Genomic DNA, 25,101 nt, shown 5'->3' with positions numbered 1-25,101 from the left:
AAGGAGGTCGCTGCATGGTCCCACTTCCCTCTTCTGATCAGGAGCAGAGCGCGTTGGTCCACATCTGGGCTCACCTCTCTTCTGACCTGCAAATCCGCGTCATTAGCCTCTTAGCACAGTTAGCTTTGAATGCAGTCGTAACGCGTCCTGCTAGCCAGTGTGAAAGAGAGGAGGCGTGCGATGCCGATCCAGCAGCACACCCTCAAAATCCGTCCTGATCATCTCAGCAGGCAAGCGGTGATCTATGTGCGCCAATCGACGCTGCTGCAAGTTCGCGAGAATATCGGCAGTACCACGCGCCAATATGACCTGGTCAAGCGCGCGCACGAGTTGGGCTGGGAACAGGCAGGCATCGAAGTGATTGACCAGGATCAAGGGCAATCCGGTTCCTCGACCATCGGACGCGACGGTTTTCAATTGCTGGTGGCTGAAGTCGGGCTGGGCCATGTAGGAGCGGTCCTGAGTTTGGAAGTCTCGCGCTTGGCCCGCTCATGCAGTGATTGGTATCGCCTGCTGGAGATCTGTGCTCTCACTGATACCCTGGTCATTGACGAGGAGGGCGTCTACGACCCTGGCTTGTACAATGACCGTCTTCTGTTGGGCTTCAAGGGGACCATGAGCGAAGCGGAACTGCATTGGCTGCATCAGCGCTTGCAGGGTGGCAAGCTGACCAAAGCCGAACAAGGGAAGCTGCGCTTCCGCCTGCCGAGCGGACTCATCTATGACCCGGTGGGACATGTGGTCCTTGATCCCGATGAGGCGGTTCAGGGAGCCATCCGTTTGGTGTTCACCCTCTTTGAGCAGCATCAATCGGCGCTGGCCGTGGTAAGCCACTTCGCCAAGCATCAGTTGCGCTTCCCTACCCGGCACTGGGGCGGTGCCCGTTCTGGTGAGTTGGAGTGGGTACCACTCTGTCATGGCCGAGTGTTAGATGTATTGCATAGCCCGCTGTATGCCGGAGCTTACGTCTACGGGCGAACGCACACCCGTCGGCACGCCCTGCCCGGCGAAGAACCACGGATCAAGGGACGTACACGCAGAGTCAAGCAGGAGGAGTGGCCCATCGTGCTGCTGGACAGGCATCCAGGCTACATCACCTGGGACCAGTTCCGGTGCAATCAGCAGCAATTGGCTGATAACCAGAATACCCCAGCTGCTGCCCACCGAGGAGCGGTACGTGACGGTCCTTCGCTCTTGCAAGGGATCGTGCTCTGTGGCTCGTGTGGCCGTCGGATGAGCGTACGCTATCAGCGCGAGGGATCGGTGTTGATCTACGAATGCAGCCAGGCACATATCCAGTTGGCGGTCAAGGTCTGCCAGACCATGCGAGGGGATCGCATTGACCAGGTCGTTGGTAAGGCGCTGTTGGAAGCCATGGAGCCAGCGCAGTTGGAAGTCGCGCTCTCGGCTCTCGCCCATCTGGAGGGGCGTGCCAAACAACTCGATCAGCAGGCAAAGCGGCAAATTGAGCGGGCGCAGTACGATGCTGACCTGGCGCGCCGACGCTACCATGCAGTGGACCCAGAGAATCGACTCGTGGCGCGTAGCCTGGAACGGGACTGGAACGAGAAACTCGTGGAAGTGGATCGGCTGGAACGGGAATATCAAACCCAACCGGTGCCTGATGCACTGAGGCTGTCGGCGGAGCAACGGGAACAGATCCGCGCGCTGGCCCAGGACCTGCCGACGCTCTGGGGCGCTCCCACGACGACGAACGCCCAACGGAAACAACTCGTGCGCTGGCTGATCAAAGACGTGACCCTGGCCAAGCGTGGCGACCTGGTGGTGATCGACATTCGCTGGCAGACAGAGGCCCGCACCAGTCTGTCCATCCCGCGCCTCAAAAAATCGTGGGAGCTTCGCCAAACCCAACCGGAGGTCATTGCATCTATCCAGAAATGGGCTCCCACCTATTCGGACGCATCCATGGCTAGTTTGCTGAATGAAGCTGGATACAGCGCTGGCGGAGGAGGAATGTTTACGGCGAAGAAAGTGCAATCCCTGCGGTATGATTACCAGATTGAGGCAGGCTGCCCTCAGGGCCCGGCAGCGTGCCCCACCGGGCAGCGTGGTGATGGGCGCTATTCAGCACGAACAGTGGCCACCTTGCTTCATGTCAATATCTCAACCATTGCGAAGTGGTGTGAAACGGGGCGCTTGGAGTATGTGCAAACGGCTCCTCATGGACCACGCTGGATTACGCTCACCCCAGAACGCATCGCGGAGCTTCGTAAGCCGACGCAACAACATTGGAAATCCAGTCAGGCTGGAAAGTCACAGCAGAACGTGGTAGAGTAGTACGAAGAGGGTGGGCTGGGGCTTCTAGTCCACCCCGTTGGCGACCATCGGTATTCCGAAACGCGCCGGGAAAGAGAGGCAGTATGAAAGACCTATCGGGACACCAAGAGGCCTCTTTTTGCCGTTCTTTTTGGGAATGTAGATACGCCTGACAGGTTTTGGATGGTAGGTTCCATTGCGTAGTTGGTTGATCAAGGCTTCTACGCGTTCATAGGAGAACCCATCCAGGGTATTGTCGTTGATTCCCTTTGTCACTGCGCCTGTATTGGCATAGATGCGGGAGTACGCTTCTACCCAGAGAAGAGGGTTTTCCATGAGCCGGAACAGACCGTTGAGTTGTTTCCCTTGTCTAGAAATGTCTCCGATGGTCTCAAGTCTCCTAATCACTGTAGCGGTTAGCATCAGCACAACCTCCTTTTCGGTTGACTTGTGACGATTCTTCACTCCCTCCCTTCCTCCCAAAGAGCGGGCTTTCGCGAACATTACTGCTCACTTATACTGCTCTCGGTGCTCTGCTGAGAGAGCCTGCAAGTTCCGTTACGAACTCACTTTGAGTAATATGGAGGGTCCGTTACCATGCAGGTAGGGTGCTACCTGTGTAGGTAATCCCGCGTTTTCAGCAGGTCGAGTTCTGGCATACGTAGGCGTCCCGTTCGTCCCTTCCCTCTGTATGGAGGGTCCGTCAGAGCCAGTGGATGAAGTGGCACACTACCAATACCGCTTCAGACTCTGAGACAGCGTTTGTAGCTATCTTCCGCTGCCACAGCCAAAATTAATATCGGTGGACTGGGATTCAGACAGTTTAGTTTTCGCCATATATGCCTTGTGCTGACCACTTGGTCGGTGATAGCTCCTTCTTACGCGGCCTTTTCCTCACATGCTATGGTTGCCCTATCCTTTCGAACTTCGGGGTAGGTGAGGCGCACACAGGAGATTCCACTTCTCCTGATAGCTTGTTTTCGCCAAGCTATGCTCGAACACTGCCGACGATGCGGCGCACGTAGTGATTGGCTGTGTCTACTTCCCTTGAGCGAGCGGGAAAAAGTTCAACGCCTTCGCATTCAGGCCCCACTAACTCGTCTTTTATACGCATTTTGTCCCTATACGGCACAAAGATTTCCCTGTCTAAGCGCCGAAACGAGAGGTGGATCAGATCGGGGCCGCCGTCGTTTGCCTTGAGGCGTCTGAGGTGGACCTGATAGCGGCTGTTGAGATAGATCTCACTTTCAGGGTCTCGTGGATCTTGCTCACACTGGATAAACGGGGTCCAGGGGATACTCAGAAGATCGTGTGTGTGGTGCGGTTTCTTGCGTTTCATCGCTTTTTCTTTCTTTATAAAAACAGGTGACGCCTTACTGGGGCGCCATCTGTCGCTTTTCAAACCAATTCTTGTGGTGTCGGCCTAATACTCATCTTCGTTGTGAGCAGTCTTGTGCTCTTGTTGTGTAGCAAGAGGCGTTCCTGTCACCTGCTGACAATAGTGCTCCGCCGTTTCTGCCCCAAAGAATCCTGAGAGGATCTCTTGAGCATCAAAGTGATGCCCAAAACAGGTGACCCCACCTGGCGCAAATGAGACACCGCAAGAGCCTGCGCTGTCTGATTGAAGACATCAGCTGTTTATCCTTTCATCTGGCTTCCAAAGAGGAAGACATCTCCTTTTGAGGCAAGGAGGGTTCCTACTTTGCGGGCGACTTCCAGATCCTTCTCATCTGGCCCCTGCCGTTCATAGAGCCCGAGCACGCGAAGTGGGACAGCAGCACTCAAGGCGATGGCGAGATGGCTTGAGGCAACCGACGATGGCTGGAGAGGAGATGTGTCTATGTGAGCGTGAGATGAGCTTTGCGGCTGGCGTGCTGCTGCTTTTCTCTCGGCACGACGCTGTCGTTTTGCCTTTCGTTCTGATATTGATGTATTGCTCCTTCTGTTCAACAACAGACACACACAACGCCCTCTGCCAGTTCTGATCGAATGACATCAGCGCTGACAGGGGGCTTCATACAAAAGACACATGCAGGGAGAATGCATTGTCCCTGCATGCAGGTGTGTCCCTCTTTCTTCTCTCGCGCATGTCCTGGCTGTGGGCGTGAAGCTCGACCAGAAGCACCACGACGTGCCTGGTGGTGGGCTTTTCTAGTGGAAGACAACCGCATGCGCACAGAGAGGCATGAACAGAGAGAGGAAAGAGGGAGGAATGACGTGGGGAAACTAGCCTGATTACGAGGGCCAATCAGTCAGGGTGGAGAGGATGTCACAATCGCAGCGAATTCTTCGTGTTCGGAGCTGCGTCAGGTGGCGGTGAATGAAGTTCTTTCCGCCCCATATGACCCCAATGATGCAGAGGTGATGTATGAGATCCAGACCTATCTGGCCTGGGCTGAGTCTCAGAGGCTTCCTGCAGAAGAAGAGCAGACGCTCCTTACCAATTTACCACGCCCCTTGGTGCAATGGATGAGTGCTCTGGGCAAGCGTATTGATACTGATCGCTATTCTATTGGCGTGCGTCTGGCTCCTCGAAGTCGTCGACGTGTCATTGAAATTATTGAGCATGCCAAGCCAGAACGGGTCTGGCATTTGGCCAACCAGCAGCAGATTCTTGCATGGCTGGAATGGTACGCTCACTCAGCTGTTGTTGTGCCTGAACAGGTGAGCGAAGTCGTCTCCCTCTAAGAGCGGAAGTAGCGCTTTGCTGGGCAGCATATGTATGCCGTATATGCAGAAAGCACTGGAAATCATGTGTTTATCTCGATCTTTAGAGCCTCTACAAAATGGCCCAAGCTCAAGCATAAAAGCTAGTGTGGGGTGAGTGATCTCATTGAGGATTTCTTGTAGCCAAGATTGATGATTATGAAAAGGAGCAGTTATGGAACAGTATGACGTCATGCCATCTCTTCAGTTGCTTCTGACGATTCCTCAAGTCGCGAAGGCTCTGAACCTGGGCCGAACAAAGGTCTACGAATTGATTGAAAAGGAAAACTTACCTGTCCAACGGTTTGGGCGTGCTATACGGGTCTCACAGGAGGATTTAGTGCTCTGGCTAAAGGAGAGGCAGGCAAAGGATGTCGGTGGTACATGAGTGAAATGCGTATGAGAAACGTGCCCCTCTTCCAGCCATTATATGCAGATCTGAATTGCATCGCATAGGATTTTTGTAGGACGTATGTTCACAACTGATGCTCATCATGGTACTCTAGAGGCCGGTGCAGCTTTGCACTGAGAATAGATTGAAAAGGAGCTTTACCCTATGGCAAGACGAGGCCACGGTGAAGGATCTATCTATCACAGGAATGATGGCAGATGGGCCGCCGTCATTTCCCTGGACAATGGTAAACGGAAAACGTTGTACGGAAAGACGCGCAAGGAGGTACAGGAAAAGCTCAAGAAGGCGCTCCACGAGCAGCAGGAAGGGAGGCTTATCACGGCCCCGCAGCAGACTATCAAGCACTACCTCGAGTACTGGCTGGAGGAGGTGCATCGGCAGAACATTCGCATTCGTACCTATGAGCGGTATGAGGAAATTGTCCGCCTTCACCTCGTACCGGCGTTGGGACACCACATGCTGCAAAAGCTGGCCCCGCAGCATCTCCAGACGTTTTACAACAGCAAACTGCGGGAGGGGCTCTCGGCCACCACTGTGATCAGCTTTCACAATGTGCTGCATAAAGCCCTGGATCATGCTATGCGCTGGAGGCTCATGGCGTATAACGTCTGTGATCTGGTCTCACCGCCGCGGCGAAAACACATAGAACTGGAGACGTTGAATATGGAGCAGGCCCAGCAGTTTCTCTCTGCCGTTCGAGACCACCCCCAGGAGGCGCTCTTTCTGCTTGCCATCGGGACCGGAATGCGCCGGGGCGAGATCATGGGCCTGAAGTGGCGCGACATCGACCTGGCTACCAGGAGGCTTCAGGTCCGCCGGGTGCTGACACGCATCCCGAGCAGGATCTCGGGTAAGGGGTATATCGAGGACGAACCCAAGAGCGAGAAGAGCCGGAGGAATATCGTGTTACCCTCTTTTGTGCTGGAGGGTCTCAAACAGCATCGTGTGCGCCAGCTGGAGGCGAAGTTGAAGGCCGGCCCGCGGTGGGAGGAGCACGATTATGTGTTCTGCACGTCGGTGGGAACGCATGTGAACCCCGACAGGGATATCCAGGAGCCGTTCAAGAAGCTGCTCAAGAAAGCGGGGCTGCCGAATATCCGCTTTCACGACCTGCGGCACAGCGCTGCGACGCTCATGCTGAGCATGGGAGTACATCCCAAGATCGTCCAGGAGATCCTGGGGCACAGCCGGATCAATATGACGCTGGACGTGTATTCTCACGTGTTGCCGACGATGCAGAAGGATGCGATGAGGCTGCTCGACGATGCCCTGGGGAGCTAGAAGGCGTTTTGCTGTCACTTTTGCTGTCAACGATGCGTTTCGCCAAAAAGGGAAACGCCCTCAGGAACGTCTAGAATGGGCCTGAGAGCGTCGTCCTCATAAGAGGGAGGTGCCGGTGGAGAGATTCGAACCCTCAACCCTTGCGGGATCTGTTTTTGAGACAGACGCGTATACCGTTCCGCCACACCGGCAGGTGTTCGTGATGCAAGGCATATTCATCACTTGCGATGCCTATAATAGCGCATTCACGAACAGAAGTCAAGGGGATCAGACCCCAATTTCTGAGCTTGTCTCGAGCACCTCGTGGTCGAATTGACCGATGACTCTGAACTTCTCGTAGCGTTTGGCCAGCAGTTCATCGGTGGGGAGCTGCTTGAGCTCTTCAAGGTTGCGCAGGAGGGAGACCTTTAAGGCTTCGGCTGCCAGGTGATGGTTGCGGTGCGCTCCTCCCAGTGGCTCGGGGATGATCTCGTCGACGATCTTGAAGGAGAGCAGGTCCTTGGCGCGAATGCGCTGCCCCTCGGCTGCCAGGGGCGCCTGGCCCGCATCACGCCAGATGATATTGGCCGCTGCCTCAGGGGCCGCGACGGTGTAGTAGCTGTGCTCAAACATGAGGATGCGGTCAGCGATGCTGATGGCGAGCGCGCCACCGCTGTTGCCCTCACCAATGACGATGGCAAGGATGGGTACACGCAGGCGGGGCATGAGGTAGAGGCAGGAGGCGATAGCTTCGGATTGTCCACGCTCTTCGTCCACCAGGGCGGGGGAGGCGCCAGAGGTATCGATGAGGTTGATGATGGGGAAGCCGAACTTCTCGGCTTGCTGCATCATGCGGTAGGCTTTGCGATAGCCTTCAGGATGGGGCATGCCCAGGTTGCGATATTGTTGCTCTTTCATATCGCGTCCCTTTTGATGCCCAATGAGCATGACGGTCTGCTCTCCCAGGCGGGCGGTGCCGGCGACAATGGCATGATCATCGGCAAAAGAGCGGTCGCCGTGCAGTTCAAAGAAGTCATCACAAATATGCTTGATGTAGTCGAGGGTGTAGGGACGGTTTTTATGGCGCGCGACCTGCACAGTTTGCCAGGCGGTCAGGTTGCTGTAGATCTCCTCGGTACGCTTACGCAGATCATTTTCCAGGCTTTGTAGCTGTTTGGTTTCATCTGGTTTTAAGCGCTCGCCCTTGCGCTGAAGTCCGTTGATTTTCTTTTCCAACTCCGCGAGCGGCTTTTCAAAGTCTAGATCATAAGGCATCGTATGTATCTTCCTCTACTTGGCTAATCCTCTATCTAAATGAGACACCAGAACACAAGATGGAAGCAAGCAGACTCCCTTTTTCTATTTGGTCGAGGGCGCATACATGGTGAGTAGGCGCGAGAGCGTCTGGCGTAGTTCGTGGCGGTGAACAACCGTGTCGATCATGCCGTGTTCCAGGGCAAAGTTGGAATTGATGGTTCCTTCGGGCAGCTTAATGTGCATAAAGCCTTCAATTACACGAGGGCCGGTGAAACAGACAAGCGCACCGGGTTCGGCCAGGATCACATCGCCCAGGAAGGCAAAGCTGGCTGAGACGCCGCCTGTGGTGGGATCGGTAAGCAGGCTAAAATAAGGGAGTCCAGCCTCACCAAGCTTGGCGAGTGCGGCCGAGGTTTTGGCCATTTGCATGAGGGAGAAGATGCCTTCCTGCATGCGAGCGCCGCCCGAGGTGGAGACGACCAGCACTGGTAGTTGGCGCTCAATAGCCAGCTCAATCGTGCGCGTAATCTTCTCTCCAACGACGGATCCCATGCTGCCACCCATGAAGTGGAAGTCCATCACGGCCAGGGCCAGGGACTGGCCATCAACGGTGGCAATACCGCTGACGACCGCCTCATTCTGGCCGGCTTTCTGCCGTTCCTCGATGAGCTTATTGGCGTAGTCAGGCTGATTGGCCATATTGGCGGGACGGGCGGTGAATTTGAGCGGATCGCCTGGAATCATGGTGGCATCCGTCTCTTCAAAGCTATTGGAATCGACGAGCAGCGTAATGCGTTCGCGTGCCGTCAAGCGAAAATGATGGTTACAGCGTGAGCAGACTTTTTGATTCTTCTCCCAGTCGCGTCCATATAAAATCTCTTTGCATTTTGGGCATTTGACAACAATATTGCCCATCGCAGTGAGCGAAGACTGCGCGCGTGCTGCCGAGAAGGTGGAACTGTTCGATGGAGCAGCCGCTTCTTTCACCATACTAGGTCCTCCTGGTTATTCTTGTGTGAAGAGAGCCGCAACGAAGCTCTGTGGATCAAAGGGAATCAAGTTTTCGACCTTCTCACCTGTCGCAATGAATTTAATGGGCACACCCAGGTCGTCAGCGACGGCAAACGCGAACCCACCCTTGGCGGTGCTATCCAATTTGCTAATAATGACGCCTGTCAGGCCAATGTCTTCCGCGAACTTACGCGCCTGCAAGAGCGCGTTCTGTCCGGTCGTCGCATCAATAACAATGAGCAGCTCATGTGGGCCATCGGGGATAAACTTCTGGATGACCTTGTTGATCTTTTTTAGCTCCTCCATAAGATTATACTTAGTATGCAAGCGACCAGCGGTATCAACGATCAAGACATCGCTGCCACGCGATTGAGCGGCCTGGATGGCGTCATAGACGACCGCGCCCGGGTCAGCGTTTGGCTGTTGACTGATAACGGGAACGGAGATGCGCTGCCCCCATTCTTTGAGCTGATCAATCGCGGCGGCGCGGAAGGTGTCGGCCGCGGCCAGTATGACCTGGCGCCCTTCGCGCGAGAGACGGTGGGCCATTTTCGCAATGGAGGTCGTCTTCCCAGAGCCATTGACCCCGATGACAAGAATGACTGTCAGGGGAGAGCGTTGCGAGAGGCGTAGTGGGGAGGGATCACCAAGCAGCATGACCAGTTCTTCTCGTAAGGCGCGTTGCACCTGGGCGCCGGTGCGCATATGCTCATTTTCGGCACGCTGGCGCAGGCGTTCAATCAGCCAGATGGTGGTGCTGGGACCGACATCTGCGGCCAGTAGCGACTCTTCGAGATCGTCCCACATCTCATCCGTGATCAGATCGGTCTCCTCTACGACCTCACTCATGCGACTAAAGAGTTGACGTGTGCGGTTAAGAAAGCCGAAGCGTTGTGGTGATTGTTGTTCTGGACGGGAAGGAGCATCTCCTGCTCGTTCCTGAGCAGGACCCTGATTCTTGTCGTCGGATTCTTCTTGTGGTTTCTGCCCAAAGAAGCGATTGAACACGTTGTGTTGACTCCTTATGTATCTCTTCTCTATGCTGAACGTATAAGTGCGTTATGTATAAAAGCAGTCCCTTTACCAGGCGAAGAAAAAATAGATCACTATGACTCACCTGGATAAAAGTGAGTGACCCTCTCTTTAGCAGGGAAGCGAAAGAGAGCGATATCTCCCTCGGTTGTGCCCGAGAGCTTCTAGGAGTCGACCTCCACGCCATAATGCCTTACGGCGGGAACTTCAGTCCCCACAGAGTATAACATTGTGACGCGGAACAGGACAAGAGGACCGGAAATGCTCATCGTGCAGAACAACATTTTAGCAGGAGAAATCCTGCTAAAATGCAATACACGTCAGTGAGTGGTTGAAACCACCCAAAGACGTGCAAAGCGAAACAACATCTCAGCCCTATTGGCGACCGCTACGATATGAGTGGAGTGAGCCGTCACTGATAGGTTCGTTAATGATGATGTCGCCGTTACGGATTTTTATATTGTACAAGCAGGAGGGGTTGGTGCAGACCCATGCCTTGTACTCGATGGAAGCTCCCTGGCTACCGAAATCCGAAAGCGGAACCAGATCACCTTCACTACATTTGCGACACCGAGGAAATGCGTTTTCCACGAAATCGCCTCCTTCCTTCTCTCTGGAGGGTATATTCGCTTGCCTAACCAGGTTCAAGCGAGGCTTAACAAAAAAGTAAGCCGAGGGGGGAGCCTCCGCCGCTGCATCCGCATCCCCACAGCAGGTCTAATCCATGCCTCTCCTATCATACCACAACTCCATCCCAATGTCAGCAAGTATGTGAAGAAATATTCATGTTCCTGGGGGAGGTGCAAGAGCGCTTCACCAACCAGGCACATAGAAGAGAGGTGAAACAAGAGAACAGACATCCCTGGCTACGCCTTCCCTACTGAGCGTGAAATTGCGAGGACAACGCTCGGAACACCCGCGTTCTTTTGCTTCTTACTTCCAGCATAACACAAATATGTATGCCCACTTGGCTATACAGGCCACTTCATGCAGTTGCATGAACAAATTCACAGCAGTGTTGACAGCAGTATGGCGAAAAAGTCATCATTTTTGGGTCGAATTTGGTCAAAAAGAGAGGGCCAGGAATATCACTGGCCCGTTGTTGGTTTTCTCCTCTATCCTTGCCCATAGATCCTGTCAATCTCATTGCTTGCCACTTCTGCCATGCGCTCGGTCACATGACCGTAGATATTCACTGTGACGCGGATGTCGGAGTGTCCCAGCATTTCCGAGACGGTTTTCATCGGGACGCCTGCGGCCAACAAGGCCGTGGCGACATTGTGGCGAAGGTCGTGTGGCACGATGCCATTGGCGCGCTTCGCGGGCAAGTCGCATTCCTGTGTGAGAAATCTATAGAAGTGTGCTCTGACTGTGCTATCCCACATGTGTCCTGAACGCGTGCGTGGGTTGGCGAAGATAAGGTCACTCTCTACCCACTTTGCTGATTCCAGACGCTGTTCAATCTGATTGATGTGATGTGTACTCAGGGCCTCTATAGCAAGGTTAGGAAGCGGGAGCGTGCGATTGCTCGTGCGTGACTTTGGGTCTGACTCGAAAAGTATACGCTCTGTCTCGTCATAGCTCACGGTCGATTCGATACGCAACAATTTTCTTTCAATGTCAACCTGGTTCCAGTGGAGCGCCAGGGTTTCTCAAAAGTCCTGAAGCAACCAAGCAAGAGCCTCCTCTGGATGAGAGGCAAAACGACGAAGCTGGCGAGCGACGGTGGAAACCCGGTGCAGGTGCATGAGAGAAAGAACCACGTTATTGAGCACGGCCAGCATTTCCATCACCGGAATGAAGCGGACTCGGCAACGGTCCTCCCCAAGGGTGGCATCTCGATGCCAGTGGAGATGATTCTCCACCTTCCAGTGTGCTCGAAGGTAGTGCAGAAGACGTTCTGGAGGACAATGCCTCAGAGAAAGCGTTGTTAACCCGTAGCGAACCTCGCAACTGTGCTTCCCTTTGATCGTTCGTTCGCGCTGTAAGCGAAAGACCTGTCCAATCTCGCCCCAATCCTTGAAGAACAAGCCATTGAGATCGGGACTGCTCATAATCGAGCGACGTTCCAGACGACCATGGCCCTTGTCAAGCTGAGTATACGATTGCCAGGTGCTCTGATCTGCTTGCGGGTCTTCAAAAAACAGTTCGAGGTCCGCGCGAGCAACAGGTGTATTGTCCTTGATGATGAGAATCACCTCCCCTCCAGCTCGTGCGCACCAGCCGAGTCATCTCGTGATAGCTTTGCGCCGCATCAACGGTGATCACTCGCCCTTTACATGTCACCTCGGTCAGAAACGGTTTGAGCGCGCCAACCTCATTCGTCTTAGAGCCAATGGGGATCTGCTGGAGGACCACACCCGTTTCTGCTTCATAAATATGCAGAAGATGTTGTTGGGGATGCTCTCCTCCATATGCCTGCTCCCCAGTGCTTTTGAGCGCTTTGCCATCAATGGCCAGATGGACGTGCTGGTCGTCTGGCTCTCCTTCTCGCTGGTGGCTCATCTGGCGCACAAACCACGCGGCCAGATGAGCATTGACCTGTTGACTGTCTAAGCGTGCCAGGACGTAGCTGTAGGTATTGGCACAAGGCATCCGTTTCCAGGAAAGGTTCACATTCGCGCGGATGACCTTTTCCTGATCCTTTGCCCATTCACTTGCTGCTAGCAGGCTGCTCATCCCCGCCAATTTTGCCAGGACGACCACCAGCAGCACCCCCGCGAGGTCATATTGCCTTCCTCGTGCTTTTCTTCCGTCTCTCAGATGGTGACAAACCTGATACAGGGATTGCATCTGTCTCGACGAGCAGACGGGCTCCCCCTTGTTTTCTTCCAGCAATGTTGTATAGTCCATGCTGAGTCACTCCTTGAATGCTGTGTTTTTTGATGTCATGCATTCTACTGGATTGACTCTTCTTTTTCACCCCTCACCAGACTTTTGAGAAACCCTGGGTAGGCATGGTGGGTCTCCTTCCCAAAGGAAAGCCCACATGTTATACTATTCTGAACATGTGGGCTTCAAGGTTCACACGCGCGGTCTATCTCTGTCATGTCGCTAAACAGGTCTCAGAGAACCGCGCTTTTTTTGTCTTTTTGTAAGAGCTGTGCTAAGAGGCCGCGCTACTGGAAAGAACCTTATTAAGCGCTTCGCGCTTGATTCTGTACGCCTGACGGGCGTTCACATGCGGCAAGACCACCGCCTCTAGCGCGCCCTGCTTGACCCAACGGCGCACGGTGGTATCATCGACGCGCAGGATACGAGCGACTTCAGAAACGGTTAAGAGTTCGCTACTCATGTTAAGCTTCTCCTTTTTCTTCGCTATCCCATAGCTTCAAGGGACGACCTGGTCGCCGGTGCCGTAGGCGTTTCACTTCTGCTTCCAGGTCAAAGCGCGTGCGCTCGGGAAGTTTCATTAAACGCTCTACGGCCTCCTTGCGGCCAACAATGAGGGCTCCAACAAAGACGCAATGCCCATAGTGGCCGCGCCGGAGCCGGTCAAATTTATCAGGTTTATCGGGAAGGTGAAAATCTTTGGCGGGAGGAAGCGATTGCTCGAAGCGTATCTTGTAGGGCTCGTACCATTCCAGACTATCCATGGCCAGGACGGGAACGGAGATGCAGCTGTCGTGAGTTCCCACTACGGCCGCTTCCATGCCGCTGTTATAGGTGTTCAAGCAAAACGTATACCAATCAGACGAGCGGGCCAGGATGACGACCCACAGTTCGCGCCGGTGCTTCTCGGAGTAGATGCGGATACGCCGCCCGTTGCTCGAGGCGGAGCCAGGAAGAATGCGCACGCCTAGTTGCCGCTGCTGGTGCTGGATGGCCCGTTGCGTATCCTCAAGGGTGTACTGGCAGTAGCGTCGTTTCGGCATGCGCGCTCACCTTCACTTCCTATGCATCATCCTCAGGCATCTCCTCGGCGACGCGATTGATTTGACGCATGCCAGCCTGAAAGACCACATCGAACACCGTCTTTTGTTGGGCGCGTAGTTCCTGCAACTCCTCGCGCTGGTTCTGAACCATCGCTTGAAATTGCCTTGCGTTATCAATCATCGACTGGGCATTGATCTGTGATTGGATGACGGTTGAGAGGTTGGTGGCCCTGGTCGTGATCTTCGCGACTTTCTGCTCGATGGTCTCTTTCTTCTTGTGCAGGTGCCCACTACAGGCCCAGTCAGCGACCGCACAGAGGACCACGCGAATGGCGATAGCTGCATAAACCAACCAGGGAATGGTTGCCATGATTGCCTTCGCGCCCTGGGCAATCGCGCTATCGCCTGCTACTGACTGATCGCCACCAAGGGCCTGAATGACGATGGCTGACGCCAGCTGGGCAACGCCACAGCCCAGACTCATCACAGCCCAAATGATCAGCTGCGCCTTGTAGGCCTTCTTGCGCTCTTCAGACTTGCTGAAATTCATGGAGTACACCATCGCCACACGCAAGCCCTCCAGCGCATAGCCAATCACATACATGATCAGGATGAAGCGTTCCCAGGAGAAATCCCGAAATCCTGTCATGAAGAGGCCGTCCTCATAGCCAAAGGAGAGGAAGAAGATGAGGGGAACGACCAGGCGCACCAGGACGATCCAACTATACTCTGATAAAGCCATAGAACTTGATCCTTCTCTTGTTAATGCTTACTACATGCGTGGCAATGTTTGTATTAAGCTTAGTAACTTCGAACAGGCCATTCTATACTATGATAAAGCCATAGAGCTCGATCCTGCCCATATTTTCGCTTACTTTAATCGTGCCCTTAGTTACGATCTGCTTGGAGATTTTCAGCAAGCGCTTGTGAATTATGATAAAGCCATAGAGCTCGATCCTTCTCTTGCTATGGCTTATCATCTGCGTGGAAAAATTTATGCTAAGCGAAAGGATTTCTTGCAGGCCTTTTCGAATTATAGTCAGGCTATTAAACTCGATCCTTCTTGCGCGGACTTCTACTACTATCAAGGTAATGCTTATGCATTGATTGGATATCCTCGACAAGCGGTTCGGAACTATAACAAAGCCATAGAGCTTGATCCTTCCGATGCAATATATTATTGTAATCGTGGTATTGCTTATTTTGAGCTGAATGAACTCAAACAGGCCCTTACGAACTGCAACAAAGCCATAGAGCTCGATCCTTCTCTTGCTATGGCTTATCATCTGCGTGGAAAAATTTATACCAAGCTTGGAGATTCCCAACAAGGTCTCTTGAACTATAATCAAGCTATTAAACTTGATCCTTCTCTTGAAAAAACTTCTAGCAAACCAGCGGAAACAGAAGGGAGTGACTCTTTTGTTGAAGATTCTTTTTCAATAAATTATGTTAACATTGGTATTGATTATGCCGAAGCTGGAGATATTCAGAAAGCGCTCTCAAACTTCAAAAAAGCCATAGAGCTTGATCCTTCTGATTCAATAGCATATTATAATTGTGGTCTTGCTTACGAAAAGCTTGGTGATTTGCAGCTAGCCATTGTAAATTATGGTCGATCAATAGAACTTAATCCCTCTTATTTTTGGGCCATCTATAAACTTGCTGATGCTTATCAAGAAATCGGAGATTATCAGCAAGCTTTGATAAGCTATAACCAAGCTATCAACCTCAAACCATTAAAAGCAGAGATCTACAATAACCGTGGTGTTGCTTACGAAAAGCTTGGTGATTGGCAACTGGCTATTGTAAATTATCGTCAATCAATAGAACTCAATCCCTCTTATTTTCGAGCCATCTATAATCTTGCTGTTGCTTATCAAGAAATCGGAGATTTTGAGCAAGCTTTGATAAGCTATAACCAGGCGATAAAGCTCGAACCATTAAAAGCAGATATCTACAATAACCGTGGCAATGTCTATCATAAGCTGGGCATTGTATATCAAGCCATAGTAGATTATAGCCAATCCATTAAACTTAACCCTTCTCATCCAATTACTTACTTCAACCGGGGAGGATCTCATGCTAAGCTCGGGAATATAGAGCAAGCCATAGAAGATTATAGCCGGGCTATAGAGCTCGATCCTTCTTTCGCCAATGCTTATTTTTCCCGTGCTCAGATTTATGATGCTATTGGAGAGCTGCAACAAGCAATTGGGGACTATGATAAAGCTTTTAAACTCAAGCCTTCTCTCGTAACAACCTATGAGAAAGCACACACTAGTTTTAGTAGTTATGAAGAGGATGAGGAAAATTACGGCGAGGACTTGTAAAAGACAAGGAGTCAAACGCACTTTTGGTGAATGTGGCCGAGTCATTGATATAAAGATTATCGCGCCTTGCTTCCTGTGCCCATAGAGCCCTATAATCTGCCAAAAGAATATAATTATTTCTATCTTTCTTTAGAAAGAGATAATTGGTATGGTACACACACTCATTTGCCCTACATGTGGAGCAACCAACGAGCAAACTCGCACCCATTGTTTTGCCTGTGGGCAATTTCTGACGATTGGACAAGGGCTACCGGAAGCTGTACGACAAAACCGGACCTCTGGTTTCGCTCTTGCTGGCTTTGTTTTGGGTCTCTGCAATCTCATTCTGGGACTGATCCCTTTTTATGGACTTATTCCTGCTGCTGTAGGAATCATCTTGTCGTGTTGTGGGTTGGGGTCTGTTTCTCGGAGAGGGTTGGCGATTGCAGGGTTGATACTATCGTGCTTAGCAGTAGTCATGACGCTATGCAGTTGTGCTCTTTGGAGTAACATGACCTATCCAGGTTAGCGCCAGATCTATACTCTCATTATTGTGGAAATTATGAAAGGAATGAATAGCTCAGAGAAAGCCAATAAATGACTTGAAAAGCGGCTCTGAGACTTTCTTAGGGATAGGGATCTTAATAATCCATAAGAGAGCCAGAATTATAAATACAACAAGAAAGACATCAATATAATAAGCTCTCTCCATCATCATCAAAACTGATACTGCTGGCGAACCCCTCTCGACCGCATCAGAGCGGCATTGTAAAGAGCGCGTCTGGATCCCAAGCATGCTGAAAGCTCCTCAATCTTCGGTGAAATGCGGAATATGTTAGCAATTTCTCCTTTTGTCAATCTTCTATTTTGCTCAAGGGTGTTCACAGACCCAGCCCTCTTCACGTTACGGCCGTTCCCTGGCTACCTCATCGCTTTCTCCAAGGTTCGCCAGCGGTATCTTCTGAGGTCGTGTAGATCTCATGCGGAGTGGTGCGTTTGCAACGCATGACGTTTCTTCTGAGGTCGTGTAGATCTCATGCGGAGTGGTGCGTTTGCAACGCATGACGTTTCAAAACTGCGTTTGAGCCAGATCTCACACCAACAAAGCACAAGGTAGATTTAATAAACCCGCTTGGGGAGACAATATAGACGTGGTAAGCAATGTAGAAAAATGACGGCAGTTTTGACGGCAAATAACATCATATTTTGTGTGGTGTTGTGTAACATATGGGCATTTTGGAGTGGCGTAAAGGCGCTTAAAAAACGGTGCGGTAGAAAGTAAGAAGAGAAGGAAATGCACATTTGAATAGGTTTAGTATACCTCATTATTGCAGCAAATACTGCATGGCCCATTAGCTTGCGTACAGGAGCCGAATTAGGAAAAGGGGCAGTTTTGTTCTCTGTCCTTTCAGCTATCGGTGCTCTAGTCGTGGCCTACGTTTTGTATAACGAGAAAGTAAATGTCTACCAGGTTATAGGACTGATACTGGGAGTCATCTCTATAGCTTTCCTCTCGGAGGAGATCGAAGCTACTGAAGTTGCCCTGGAAATGGCCGAGTCGGAAGCTAAGACCAAAATAGATTGAGATGTTTGCAGGTGAAGGGGATAGATTGGGTGAAACATCAAGTTAAGCCCAATCTATCCTCTTACTGTTCTCTAATCATCTAGTGCTAATTGAAAAAGATTGACTAGCAAAAAATACGGTTAACGTGCTGAGGTGCTTACGCCTTTATGCTACCATAAAGTCTCTTTTGGTTTACTACAAAAGATGTACTGTGTTAAAATCGGCATCTAAGCTCCCTTAATCTAGATCGCTATGCGAATTGAGCTAATTGATGTATGCAATGAAATTGCGATAGATAGACATATTCGCTTTTTGCATATCTGCTATGGGACATAAATTTATGGGATGGAAGCTTAGATGGTAACCTTGATTTATAAACTTAGCTGATTTGCAGGTAACAGTTTAGAGAGGAGAATCTATGCCAAATTTTTGGATTGAGAAGACATTAGTGAGGCGAAGAGATGATCGCATACATGGCGAATACGCTTTAGGAAAAGCATTGTGGTCTCCACAAAAAGGAAAAGACGGGGCAGATATTTATCATTTTATGCGCGAAGTGGAACCGGGTGATATTGTCCTTCATTTCATAGATAATGCAGAGATTACGGGTGTTTCGACTGTACAATCCAAGATGGAAGAATTTGGGGGAGTGGCAAATACACAATGGGGAGAAGGCCCCTCTTATCTTGTGAGACTACGCGATTTTGTGCCCCTGAATCCACCTCTGAAAAGAGATATGATCCTCAACGAGCGATATAAATCAAGGCTGCAAGGTCTTATTAATTCTGGCATAAAAAATCTTTTTTACAACCGCGAATTAAATCTCAGGCAAGGCAGCTACCTCACGCCAGCCCCTAGGACACTCATAGAGATCCTTAATGATGCCTATCGAGAAGAAACAGGATCTCTTCTCTTTGACCTCAATCGGGAAATTCCTACACTCGTTGCTCTCCAAGCACTTTCTACTCCGTTGGGAGCTCACATTATTGATAGCAGAGTAATAGAAAACAGCAGTAGTGAGCCTAGTGATCCCTCTGAAGATTCGGCTTTTGAGATGAAAAGTGCGCCTATGACAGAAAAGGCGCTACTGGATCATATTAAGCAGTACATAGAAGCGAAAGGATATTACTTCGATGAGGAAACAATTTACAACTATCATATCTGCCTTAAAACCAGGCCTTTTGTGATACTTGCGGGCGTATCGGGTACTGGGAAATCGAAGTTGAGCCAACTGTACGCAGAAGCGATTGGATATACAAGAAAAAATGACCATTACCTCCGTCTCCCCGTCCGCCCAAGCTGGGATGATGACCGCTATCTTCTAGGATACCTCAATACGATCACCAACGAATACGTTACGGAGTCCGCTTTGGAGTTCCTCATCCAAGCTCAAAGGGATGAACATAGCCTGTTTTTCTTGTGCTTGGATGAAATGAACCTCGCCCATGTTGAGTACTATTTCTCTCAATTTCTCAGCGCTCTTGAGGAAGAACACCCACAAGACCGAGAAATTATACTTCTGGGCAGAAAAGCACAGGAGGTACTTACCTCAAAGAAGAAAACACTCGATATGCCTTCTTCCATTACAATACCCGCGAATTTCCTTCTCGCCGGCACGATTAACGTTGATGAAACAACTCAACCTTTAAGCGATAAAGTCATGGACCGCGCGAATACCATTGAGTTTTTTACGGTGAACTTGGAGAAGATACCTTCAAAGAGTCAAACGCGAGAACCGATGAGGGTATCGGCACATATTTGGCAGAGCTATCAATCCAGTGAGCCTGATACATCTTATCGTGCCTTACTTATCGAGATTTCCCAGATTTTGCTGAAAGGAGATATCGGGCTTGGGTATCGCGTTGCCAGAGAAATCGAAATGTACCTGGCCAATAGCAAAGATATTTTAACTCCAGAAGTCGCCTTCGATCTACAAGTGAAGCAGCGAATCCTTCCTCATATTCGCGGGACAGAAGTTATCAAAGAGTCTCTCGATGATCTCTTAGGGCTTATGGAGAAGTACAATTTTGTACGCTCAGCAAAACGGCTGCAAAAAATGCAGGAGAGGTTGAGGCGCGATGGATACGTCAATTTCTGGCAGTGATACGTGGTTTATATTAAACGGGGAACCATTGATTTTCAGCAGCGCAGATGAGAATTTGGATGCGAAAGTAACCGAGTGTAATAGTAGCAGTAGGCGTGGCAGTATTATTAGGGTCACGCCAAACATCCCTTCGCCTGAAGTAAAATTTTCATGTGAAGGTGAAGATATCGAATCGGCGTATCTAGGGATATGGGAATGGCGCCCACCGCTCGGCTTCGCCGGGCTTTGTGAATTACATTGCACAGTCGCCGGTTATTCACCATTGATTGCAAAAGTCCGTGTCTTTCCAGAGAAACTGACCCAGGATCGCTATGAAGGTATGTTAACAGACCTCCAGGGAATAGCGGTGGACTTACTCATCCGCCTCAATTCCTGGTCAAGTGAGAAAGCTATCCTCCAACTCCGGGAGACCACAGTCTCTCCTCTGAGAGAATATTTGCTTTTGAAAAAAATTATCCATACAATGGAAGATGTCGTGTATCACATCCATCGTGATCCACATCGCCGGCTTGGAGCGCAGAGGAAACAAAAACTCCTTCATGAAGTGCGCCTCTTTTCTCACGCCACAATTCCCGTGCCAGGCGAAACGGTTTCCCTTCCAGCGGGAGTGTCTGCTTCCCTTGGCCATGCACAATTGCCAACGTCGTGGATCGTCCCAGAAAGTAAGCCCACGTATGATGTGTATGAAAACCGTTTGCTAAAACATTTCCTACGGCACCAGCTCACGTCGAAGCTTTTCTTTGTCCAGAAACGAGCAGAAGAAGACTGCCTGCGTTTAGAAAAAGACCTTATGGTTGCAATAGCAAATCATTGGAATACCGATAGATTAGAAACAGAGATAAAGAAACTCAAAGAAGCGGTCGCTGACTGCAAGCGGATGATGAAGCAGTGCATTCTGTGGGCCGATAAACATTTTTTGAAGACGGTGAAAACCTCCAATATCTCCGGTAAGGCAACGCAAGTCTTACTGAAGAGTCCATCATATGGGCGCTTTTTCCAGTTGTACCTCCATTTTCAACAGGAATTGTCAGTTAGTTTAAAATCTCACAATTCTGTGACTGATCTAGCGATGCGCAAGGTGTGCGACCTCTATGAGGTTTGGTGTGTATTTACCGTGACCCAGATGATCGTAGAAGAACTGGTGCAAGCGCACTATGCCATTGCATCAAATGCACTCTTTTTTGAGATAGAAAGAAACCAGTTTGAGTTCACCGTGCGGAAAAACGATCCGAGTATCATCTTGCGCCGCGGTAATGTGAAAGTCCAAATAATCTATGAGCCACTCTACAAATCAAAGAAATATCTTTCTTCTGCGGCTCCTGCTACGATCGCTGTGCATACCGATGACAAAGATCAACTCACGCCTGATATGGCTGTAGAGATTTACAAGGATGGAGAGCCAATAGGCTTGATCATCTTCGATGCGAAGTACAAGTGGGGTGGCCTTGATGGCTCCCGCACTCCCAACAGAGATGACAAAAATAAGATGCGCGAGTATCGGGATAATATCTGCTCCATAAAAAGCGGCCCAACGCATACCACTCCAATACAGCGAATTGTGTCCAATGCGTACATTCTTTACCCTGGCGACGCACTATGGCAAGAACCCCTTAACAAAGTCGGGGCAATTCCCCTTATACCTAATATGAGCGAAGATCAAAAACGCGACGCGGCAAATGTAATAAGGTCCTTGTTACAAGCGGCCTCCCTATTGTAGTGATTGTGTTAAAGGATGTTATTTAGAACCTCGAAAATGTCTCTATGCTAAGTACAAGACGCCAAAGAAAATTTCGCACTATCCTTAAACAATTAAGGCAGCAAATTGACAGCAGATTTGCTATCAATTCAAAATTACAAGCGGTCCTCAGTAAACACTTCGAGCTTAATTTACGCTCAAAAAACCTCTTGGATAACGCGAAAAACGGGTCGCTAGGGACCTATTGGCTCCCCGGTTTTAAGCATCCACCCAAACAGGTGGGCACCGAAGCCCAGCACGCCTAAAGCGGTTACTAGCACGGCCTCTGACAGTATTTGATAGCAGATCGCAAATGTTTTAGTGTAGAAAGGTATTAAAAGTGGCAATAGGACAGGCTTATTCTGACGTTCTTACCCAGCGTGAGAAAAAGGCGCTCGAAACAGCATGTAGCGTAATCATAGATGAGGCATTCGAAAATCTCAAAGATTTGGAAGATGGGGAAAGTGTTTCACAAACCATCTTTGGCTTATATCTCCCTCCACGGTATCTCCCCAAATATAACTATCTCTTTTGCAAGAGCTTCACTGTTTGCCTCATCACAGCCCTTTACAAGCTAACGCTACCAGAAGGGACACGGTTTGCATCAGTAGCAGAAGAACTAGCAGCCTGGGTCATTATCCAGAAGGCAGAAGGTATTCTTGAACCAGGAGCCAATGAAGATCCTTTTGAGGATTTTGTACAGACCATTTTTGAGGATGAGCACTTTCAATACCTCTATCAAGACGCCTTTGACGGAATCGATGAAACAGACGCAGGCGCACAAATGGGAATGGCTTCACTTTCTTTTGATGACTGGTTCAAGCCATTTAATGAGAATGATGCTTCTCGACAGGTCCATCCATATGTGTTATAAACCAGTTCACAGCGTCTTTCTACATGGTTTTGATGTACATCATTTTTACATCAAAGACTATGCAGAATGGTGCAGGTTAGTTACCAAACATTCAGGCGTTGAAGTAGCTAATAGAACATGAAAATAGATGAAAAACTCGTCGTTACATAGAAGATGTATTATACGTTATTATCTGCAGGTCAAGATGAGAACTGCGTTAACAGCCCTTCACGGTCGGTTTTTAGATTCCTATGCTCTCCCCCGCTGGGGTGATATCTCCCTTGACGAACCGTACCTGTGGCAGTATTTGATAGAGCATCTAATTGCTGCACAGCGAGTCGAGAGCATCCTCTCCACAGCGAAAGATCTCCGGTATCTGGCGACAAAGACATGGAAGTACGGAGTTTCTGCAGTGGAACGTGATCTCCAGGTGGTGATAAACAAGAGTGTTGATGACCCCTCGCTTGCTCTTTTCCATCGGCTCTTTTTCAGAGCCGCTCATCTACTGAGTCAGGGACAAACGCCGGCCGATATACAAGCAATGATGTTGACTTATTGCAATCAGACGGAGGACGGAAAGGTGCTGTATCCAGGCTGGCAACAAGAGCTTATGACTGGTCCCAGCCTTCTTCCCTGGCATTCATGGCCACGGATAGAGAGCAGTACACTTCTCCGTACCCTCAGAGGCCATACCGATACGGTGAATGCGTGTGCGATCAGCCCCGATGGAACCTGGATCGTCTCGGCTTCCGATGATCGGACCCTTAAAGTCTGGGATGCCCTCACTGGAGCAGAACGACACACCCTCAGCGGCCATACCAATTGGGTGACTGCGTGTGCGATCAGCCCCGATGGCAAGTGGATCATCTCGGCTTCCGCTGATCAAACGCTCAAAGTCTGGCATACCCACACCGGGGAGCTACAACATACCCTTAGCGGCCATACCAGCAGAGTGAATGGGTGCGCTATTAGTTCGGATGGAACCTGGATCGTCTCGGCTTCCGCTGATCGGACCCTCAAAGTCTGGCATACCCACACCGGAGAGCTACGACATACCCTCCATGGCCATACCGGTTCGGTGAATGGGTGCGCGATCAGCCCCGATGGAACCTGGATCGTCTCGGCTTCTGATGATCAAACGCTCAAAGTCTGGGATGCCCTCACTGGAGCAGAACGACACACCTTCCATGGCCATACCGGTCCGGTGAATGGGTGCGCGATCAGTCCCGATGGCAAGTGGATCGTCTCGGCTTCCGCTGATACCACGCTCAAAGTCTGGGATGTCCTCACTGGAGCAGAACGACACACCTTCCATGGCCATACCGGTCTGGTGAATGGGTGCGCGATCAGCCCCGATGGAACCTGGATCGTCTCGGCTTCCTATGATCAAACACTCAAAGTCTGGGATGTCCTCACTGGAGCAGAACGACACACCCTCCATGGCCATACCGGTCCGGTGAATGGGTGCGCGATCAGTCCCGATGGCAAGTGGATCGTCTCGGCTTCCTATGATCAAACACTCAAAGTCTGGGGTGCCCTCACTGGAGCAGAACGACACACCTTCCATGGCCATACCAGTTGGGTGTATACGTGTGCGATCAGTCCCGATGGAACCTGGATCGTCTCGGCTTCTCTTGATACCACGCTCAAAGTCTGGGATGTCCTCACTGGAGCAGAACGACACACCTTCCATGGCCATACCGATACGGTGACTGCGTGTGCGATCAGCCCCGATGGAACCTGGATTGTCTCGGCTTCTGATGATGAGACCCTCAAAGTCTGGGATGCCCTCACTGGGGCAGAACGACACACCCTCAGCGGCCATACCAATTGGGTGACTGCGTGTGCGATCAGCCCCGATGGCAAGTGGATCATCTCGGCTTCCGCTGATCAAACGCTCAAAGTCTGGGATGTCCTCACAAGGGCAGAACGATACACACTTCATGGCCATACCAATTGGGTGAGGGGGTGCGTGATCAGCCCCGATGGCAAGTGGATCGTCTCGGCTTCCGAAGATAAGACACTCAAAGTGTGGGATTTGAATCAGGGAAAGTGTGTTACAACCTTCTATGCTGATACCCCATTTTACAGCTGTGCTTGGCATCCTGATAGTATTCATCTCATAGCAACAGGAGGAAACAATCTCTACTTCCTGCAAATGGTTTGTTAACATACAGGCTACCTCATGAAAGAGAATACTCTTTCCTTACCTAGACGTTAATATTAGATAACTAGCAGCAAAGCACCTGATAGAGTATGTCCTATCAGGTGCTTTGCTGCTATGCTCTATGACTGTTCTCTTCCTAGCGGCTCATCCGCACTTTTGATGATGAGGCCGGAGAGCATGCGCAACTGGACAAACGAACCACAAAAAGCTGTGTTCAACGAAGCAGAGGTTATCCTACGGGAGGTCATGCCGCCTGATCCTGACAACAGTTGTCCTTTGCTTCATCATCAAAACTGCGTTTGAGCCATTTGAGCCCCCAAATACGAACTTTGGTGCTCAAAGCAGATTTCATAAACCCGCTTACAGAGACAATGTAGACGTGATAAGCAATGTAGAAAAATGACAGCAGTTTTGACAGCAAATAACATTGTATTTCATATGAAATTGTGTAACATATGGGTAATTTAGAGCACAAAAAAGGAGCTTGATAAGCGGGTAGGGGGACTATTGATGAGGGGGAATTATTGCGTTTCTTACTT

The 25,101-nt window shown here is 50.5% G+C and carries 21 protein-coding genes and 1 tRNA gene; 10 read left to right on the top strand and 12 right to left on the bottom strand.

Annotated elements, in window-relative coordinates; genetic code table 11:
• The first annotated feature begins 14 nt into the window (after positions 1–14).
• A complete protein-coding gene (locus KRAC_RS17625; RefSeq protein WP_169460907.1) occupies positions 15–218 on the top strand; it encodes a hypothetical protein in 204 nt (67 codons plus the stop codon).
• Positions 181–2,298, top strand: a complete 2,118-nt coding sequence (locus tag KRAC_RS17620; RefSeq protein WP_007909329.1) for a recombinase family protein — start codon at positions 181–183, stop codon at positions 2,296–2,298. Before KRAC_RS17625 ends, KRAC_RS17620 begins: the two co-directional genes overlap by 38 nt.
• 24 nt (positions 2,299–2,322) lie before the next feature.
• Here KRAC_RS17620 and KRAC_RS17615 read toward each other — a convergent pair whose 3' ends face one another.
• Complete coding sequence (locus KRAC_RS17615; protein ID WP_007909328.1) at positions 2,323–2,700, bottom strand: hypothetical protein; 378 nt, start codon at positions 2,698–2,700, stop codon at positions 2,323–2,325.
• 565 nt (positions 2,701–3,265) lie between these two features.
• The gene (locus tag KRAC_RS17610) at positions 3,266–3,616 is read right to left on the bottom strand and encodes a DUF7694 domain-containing protein (RefSeq protein ID WP_007909327.1); all 351 of its coding nucleotides are present in this window, start codon (positions 3,614–3,616) and stop codon (positions 3,266–3,268) included.
• A gap of 971 nt (positions 3,617–4,587) precedes the next feature.
• Here KRAC_RS17610 and KRAC_RS17605 point away from each other — a divergent pair.
• The 3 genes from KRAC_RS17605 (at position 4,588) to KRAC_RS17595 (ending at position 6,676) form a co-directional block, all read left to right on the top strand.
• Complete coding sequence (locus tag KRAC_RS17605) at positions 4,588–4,965, top strand: hypothetical protein (RefSeq protein ID WP_007909325.1); 378 nt, start codon at positions 4,588–4,590, stop codon at positions 4,963–4,965.
• Between the two features lie 193 nt (positions 4,966–5,158).
• Positions 5,159–5,371, top strand: a complete 213-nt coding sequence (locus tag KRAC_RS17600) for a helix-turn-helix domain-containing protein (RefSeq protein ID WP_007909324.1) — start codon at positions 5,159–5,161, stop codon at positions 5,369–5,371.
• Positions 5,372–5,539: 168 nt separating this feature from the next.
• Positions 5,540–6,676, top strand: coding sequence for a tyrosine-type recombinase/integrase (locus KRAC_RS17595; RefSeq protein ID WP_007909323.1), 1,137 nt, complete (start codon positions 5,540–5,542; stop codon positions 6,674–6,676).
• A 110-nt stretch (positions 6,677–6,786) separates the two neighbouring features.
• Here the strand turns inward: KRAC_RS17595 and KRAC_RS17590 are convergent.
• From KRAC_RS17590 to KRAC_RS17545, 10 genes are all read right to left on the bottom strand, one after another.
• Positions 6,787–6,867: transfer RNA gene (locus tag KRAC_RS17590), tRNA-Leu, on the bottom strand.
• 76 nt (positions 6,868–6,943) lie between these two features.
• Entirely contained in the window at positions 6,944–7,930 is a 987-nt protein-coding gene (locus tag KRAC_RS17585; RefSeq protein ID WP_007909322.1) for an acetyl-CoA carboxylase carboxyltransferase subunit alpha, read from the bottom strand.
• An 84-nt stretch (positions 7,931–8,014) separates the two neighbouring features.
• Positions 8,015–8,902, bottom strand: a complete 888-nt coding sequence (gene accD, locus KRAC_RS17580; RefSeq protein ID WP_007909320.1) for an acetyl-CoA carboxylase, carboxyltransferase subunit beta — start codon at positions 8,900–8,902, stop codon at positions 8,015–8,017.
• A gap of 15 nt (positions 8,903–8,917) precedes the next feature.
• The gene (ftsY, locus tag KRAC_RS17575; RefSeq protein ID WP_007909318.1) at positions 8,918–9,931 is read right to left on the bottom strand and encodes a signal recognition particle-docking protein FtsY; all 1,014 of its coding nucleotides are present in this window, start codon (positions 9,929–9,931) and stop codon (positions 8,918–8,920) included.
• A gap of 1,139 nt (positions 9,932–11,070) precedes the next feature.
• Positions 11,071–11,601, bottom strand: coding sequence for a site-specific integrase (locus tag KRAC_RS17570; protein ID WP_083814718.1), 531 nt, complete (start codon positions 11,599–11,601; stop codon positions 11,071–11,073).
• A 6-nt stretch (positions 11,602–11,607) separates the two neighbouring features.
• On the bottom strand, positions 11,608–12,153 hold the full coding sequence (locus KRAC_RS78305; protein WP_052568076.1) for an ISAs1 family transposase: 546 nt from the start codon (positions 12,151–12,153) through the stop codon (positions 11,608–11,610).
• Complete coding sequence (locus tag KRAC_RS78300; protein ID WP_040443781.1) at positions 12,092–12,808, bottom strand: ISAs1 family transposase; 717 nt, start codon at positions 12,806–12,808, stop codon at positions 12,092–12,094. The genes KRAC_RS78305 and KRAC_RS78300 overlap by 62 nt, the downstream gene beginning before the upstream one ends.
• A 253-nt stretch (positions 12,809–13,061) precedes the next feature.
• The gene (locus KRAC_RS17555; RefSeq protein ID WP_007909315.1) at positions 13,062–13,250 is read right to left on the bottom strand and encodes a helix-turn-helix domain-containing protein; all 189 of its coding nucleotides are present in this window, start codon (positions 13,248–13,250) and stop codon (positions 13,062–13,064) included.
• Position 13,251: 1 nt separating this feature from the next.
• Entirely contained in the window at positions 13,252–13,830 is a 579-nt protein-coding gene (locus tag KRAC_RS17550; RefSeq protein ID WP_007909314.1) for a hypothetical protein, read from the bottom strand.
• A 19-nt stretch (positions 13,831–13,849) separates the two neighbouring features.
• Positions 13,850–14,572 carry a hypothetical protein gene (locus KRAC_RS17545; RefSeq protein ID WP_007909313.1) on the bottom strand — a complete coding sequence of 241 codons (723 nt, stop codon included), beginning with the start codon at positions 14,570–14,572 and terminating at the stop codon, positions 13,850–13,852.
• Here KRAC_RS17545 and KRAC_RS17540 point away from each other — a divergent pair.
• From KRAC_RS17540 to KRAC_RS17505, 5 genes are all read left to right on the top strand, one after another.
• Positions 14,517–16,160, top strand: coding sequence for a tetratricopeptide repeat protein (locus KRAC_RS17540; RefSeq protein WP_075164304.1), 1,644 nt, complete (start codon positions 14,517–14,519; stop codon positions 16,158–16,160). The genes KRAC_RS17545 and KRAC_RS17540 overlap by 56 nt on opposite strands.
• Positions 16,161–18,121: 1,961 nt before the next feature.
• Positions 18,122–19,807, top strand: a complete 1,686-nt coding sequence (locus tag KRAC_RS17525; RefSeq protein WP_007909305.1) for an McrB family protein — start codon at positions 18,122–18,124, stop codon at positions 19,805–19,807.
• Complete coding sequence (locus tag KRAC_RS17520; RefSeq protein ID WP_007909302.1) at positions 19,782–21,524, top strand: DUF2357 domain-containing protein; 1,743 nt, start codon at positions 19,782–19,784, stop codon at positions 21,522–21,524. Before KRAC_RS17525 ends, KRAC_RS17520 begins: the two co-directional genes overlap by 26 nt.
• 358 nt (positions 21,525–21,882) lie before the next feature.
• Entirely contained in the window at positions 21,883–22,416 is a 534-nt protein-coding gene (locus tag KRAC_RS17510; protein WP_007909299.1) for a hypothetical protein, read from the top strand.
• 184 nt (positions 22,417–22,600) lie between these two features.
• Positions 22,601–24,565 (top strand): WD40 repeat domain-containing protein, encoded by a 1,965-nt coding sequence (locus KRAC_RS17505; RefSeq protein ID WP_007909298.1) that lies wholly within the window; start codon positions 22,601–22,603, stop codon positions 24,563–24,565.
• Positions 24,566–25,101: the final 536 nt, after the last annotated feature.

Origin of the sequence: Ktedonobacter racemifer DSM 44963, from assembly GCF_000178855.1 — a bacterium.
GTDB lineage: Bacteria > Chloroflexota > Ktedonobacteria > Ktedonobacterales > Ktedonobacteraceae > Ktedonobacter > Ktedonobacter racemifer.
This window is presented reverse-complemented; position numbering and strand designations above follow the sequence as displayed.

What these genes read in the sequence shown, in the direction of transcription:
- KRAC_RS17625 (WP_169460907.1), top strand. Translation starts at nt 15, where the DNA reads ATGGTCCCACTTCCCTCTTCTGATCAGGAGCAGAGCGCGTTGGTCCAC.
- KRAC_RS17620 (WP_007909329.1), top strand. Translation starts at nt 181, where the DNA reads ATGCCGATCCAGCAGCACACCCTCAAAATCCGTCCTGATCATCTCAGC.
- KRAC_RS17615 (WP_007909328.1), bottom strand. Translation starts at nt 2,700, where the DNA reads ATGCTAACCGCTACAGTGATTAGGAGACTTGAGACCATCGGAGACATT.
- KRAC_RS17610 (WP_007909327.1), bottom strand. Translation starts at nt 3,616, where the DNA reads ATGAAACGCAAGAAACCGCACCACACACACGATCTTCTGAGTATCCCC.
- KRAC_RS17600 (WP_007909324.1), top strand. Translation starts at nt 5,159, where the DNA reads ATGGAACAGTATGACGTCATGCCATCTCTTCAGTTGCTTCTGACGATT.
- KRAC_RS17595 (WP_007909323.1), top strand. Translation starts at nt 5,540, where the DNA reads ATGGCAAGACGAGGCCACGGTGAAGGATCTATCTATCACAGGAATGAT.
- KRAC_RS17585 (WP_007909322.1), bottom strand. Translation starts at nt 7,930, where the DNA reads ATGCCTTATGATCTAGACTTTGAAAAGCCGCTCGCGGAGTTGGAAAAG.
- accD (WP_007909320.1), bottom strand. Translation starts at nt 8,902, where the DNA reads ATGGTGAAAGAAGCGGCTGCTCCATCGAACAGTTCCACCTTCTCGGCA.
- KRAC_RS78300 (WP_040443781.1), bottom strand. Translation starts at nt 12,808, where the DNA reads ATGGACTATACAACATTGCTGGAAGAAAACAAGGGGGAGCCCGTCTGC.
- KRAC_RS17555 (WP_007909315.1), bottom strand. Translation starts at nt 13,250, where the DNA reads ATGAGTAGCGAACTCTTAACCGTTTCTGAAGTCGCTCGTATCCTGCGC.
- KRAC_RS17550 (WP_007909314.1), bottom strand. Translation starts at nt 13,830, where the DNA reads ATGCCGAAACGACGCTACTGCCAGTACACCCTTGAGGATACGCAACGG.
- KRAC_RS17540 (WP_075164304.1), top strand. Translation starts at nt 14,517, where the DNA reads ATGAGGGGAACGACCAGGCGCACCAGGACGATCCAACTATACTCTGAT.
- KRAC_RS17545 (WP_007909313.1), bottom strand. Translation starts at nt 14,572, where the DNA reads ATGGCTTTATCAGAGTATAGTTGGATCGTCCTGGTGCGCCTGGTCGTT.
- KRAC_RS17525 (WP_007909305.1), top strand. Translation starts at nt 18,122, where the DNA reads ATGCCAAATTTTTGGATTGAGAAGACATTAGTGAGGCGAAGAGATGAT.
- KRAC_RS17520 (WP_007909302.1), top strand. Translation starts at nt 19,782, where the DNA reads ATGGATACGTCAATTTCTGGCAGTGATACGTGGTTTATATTAAACGGG.
- KRAC_RS17505 (WP_007909298.1), top strand. Translation starts at nt 22,601, where the DNA reads ATGAGAACTGCGTTAACAGCCCTTCACGGTCGGTTTTTAGATTCCTAT.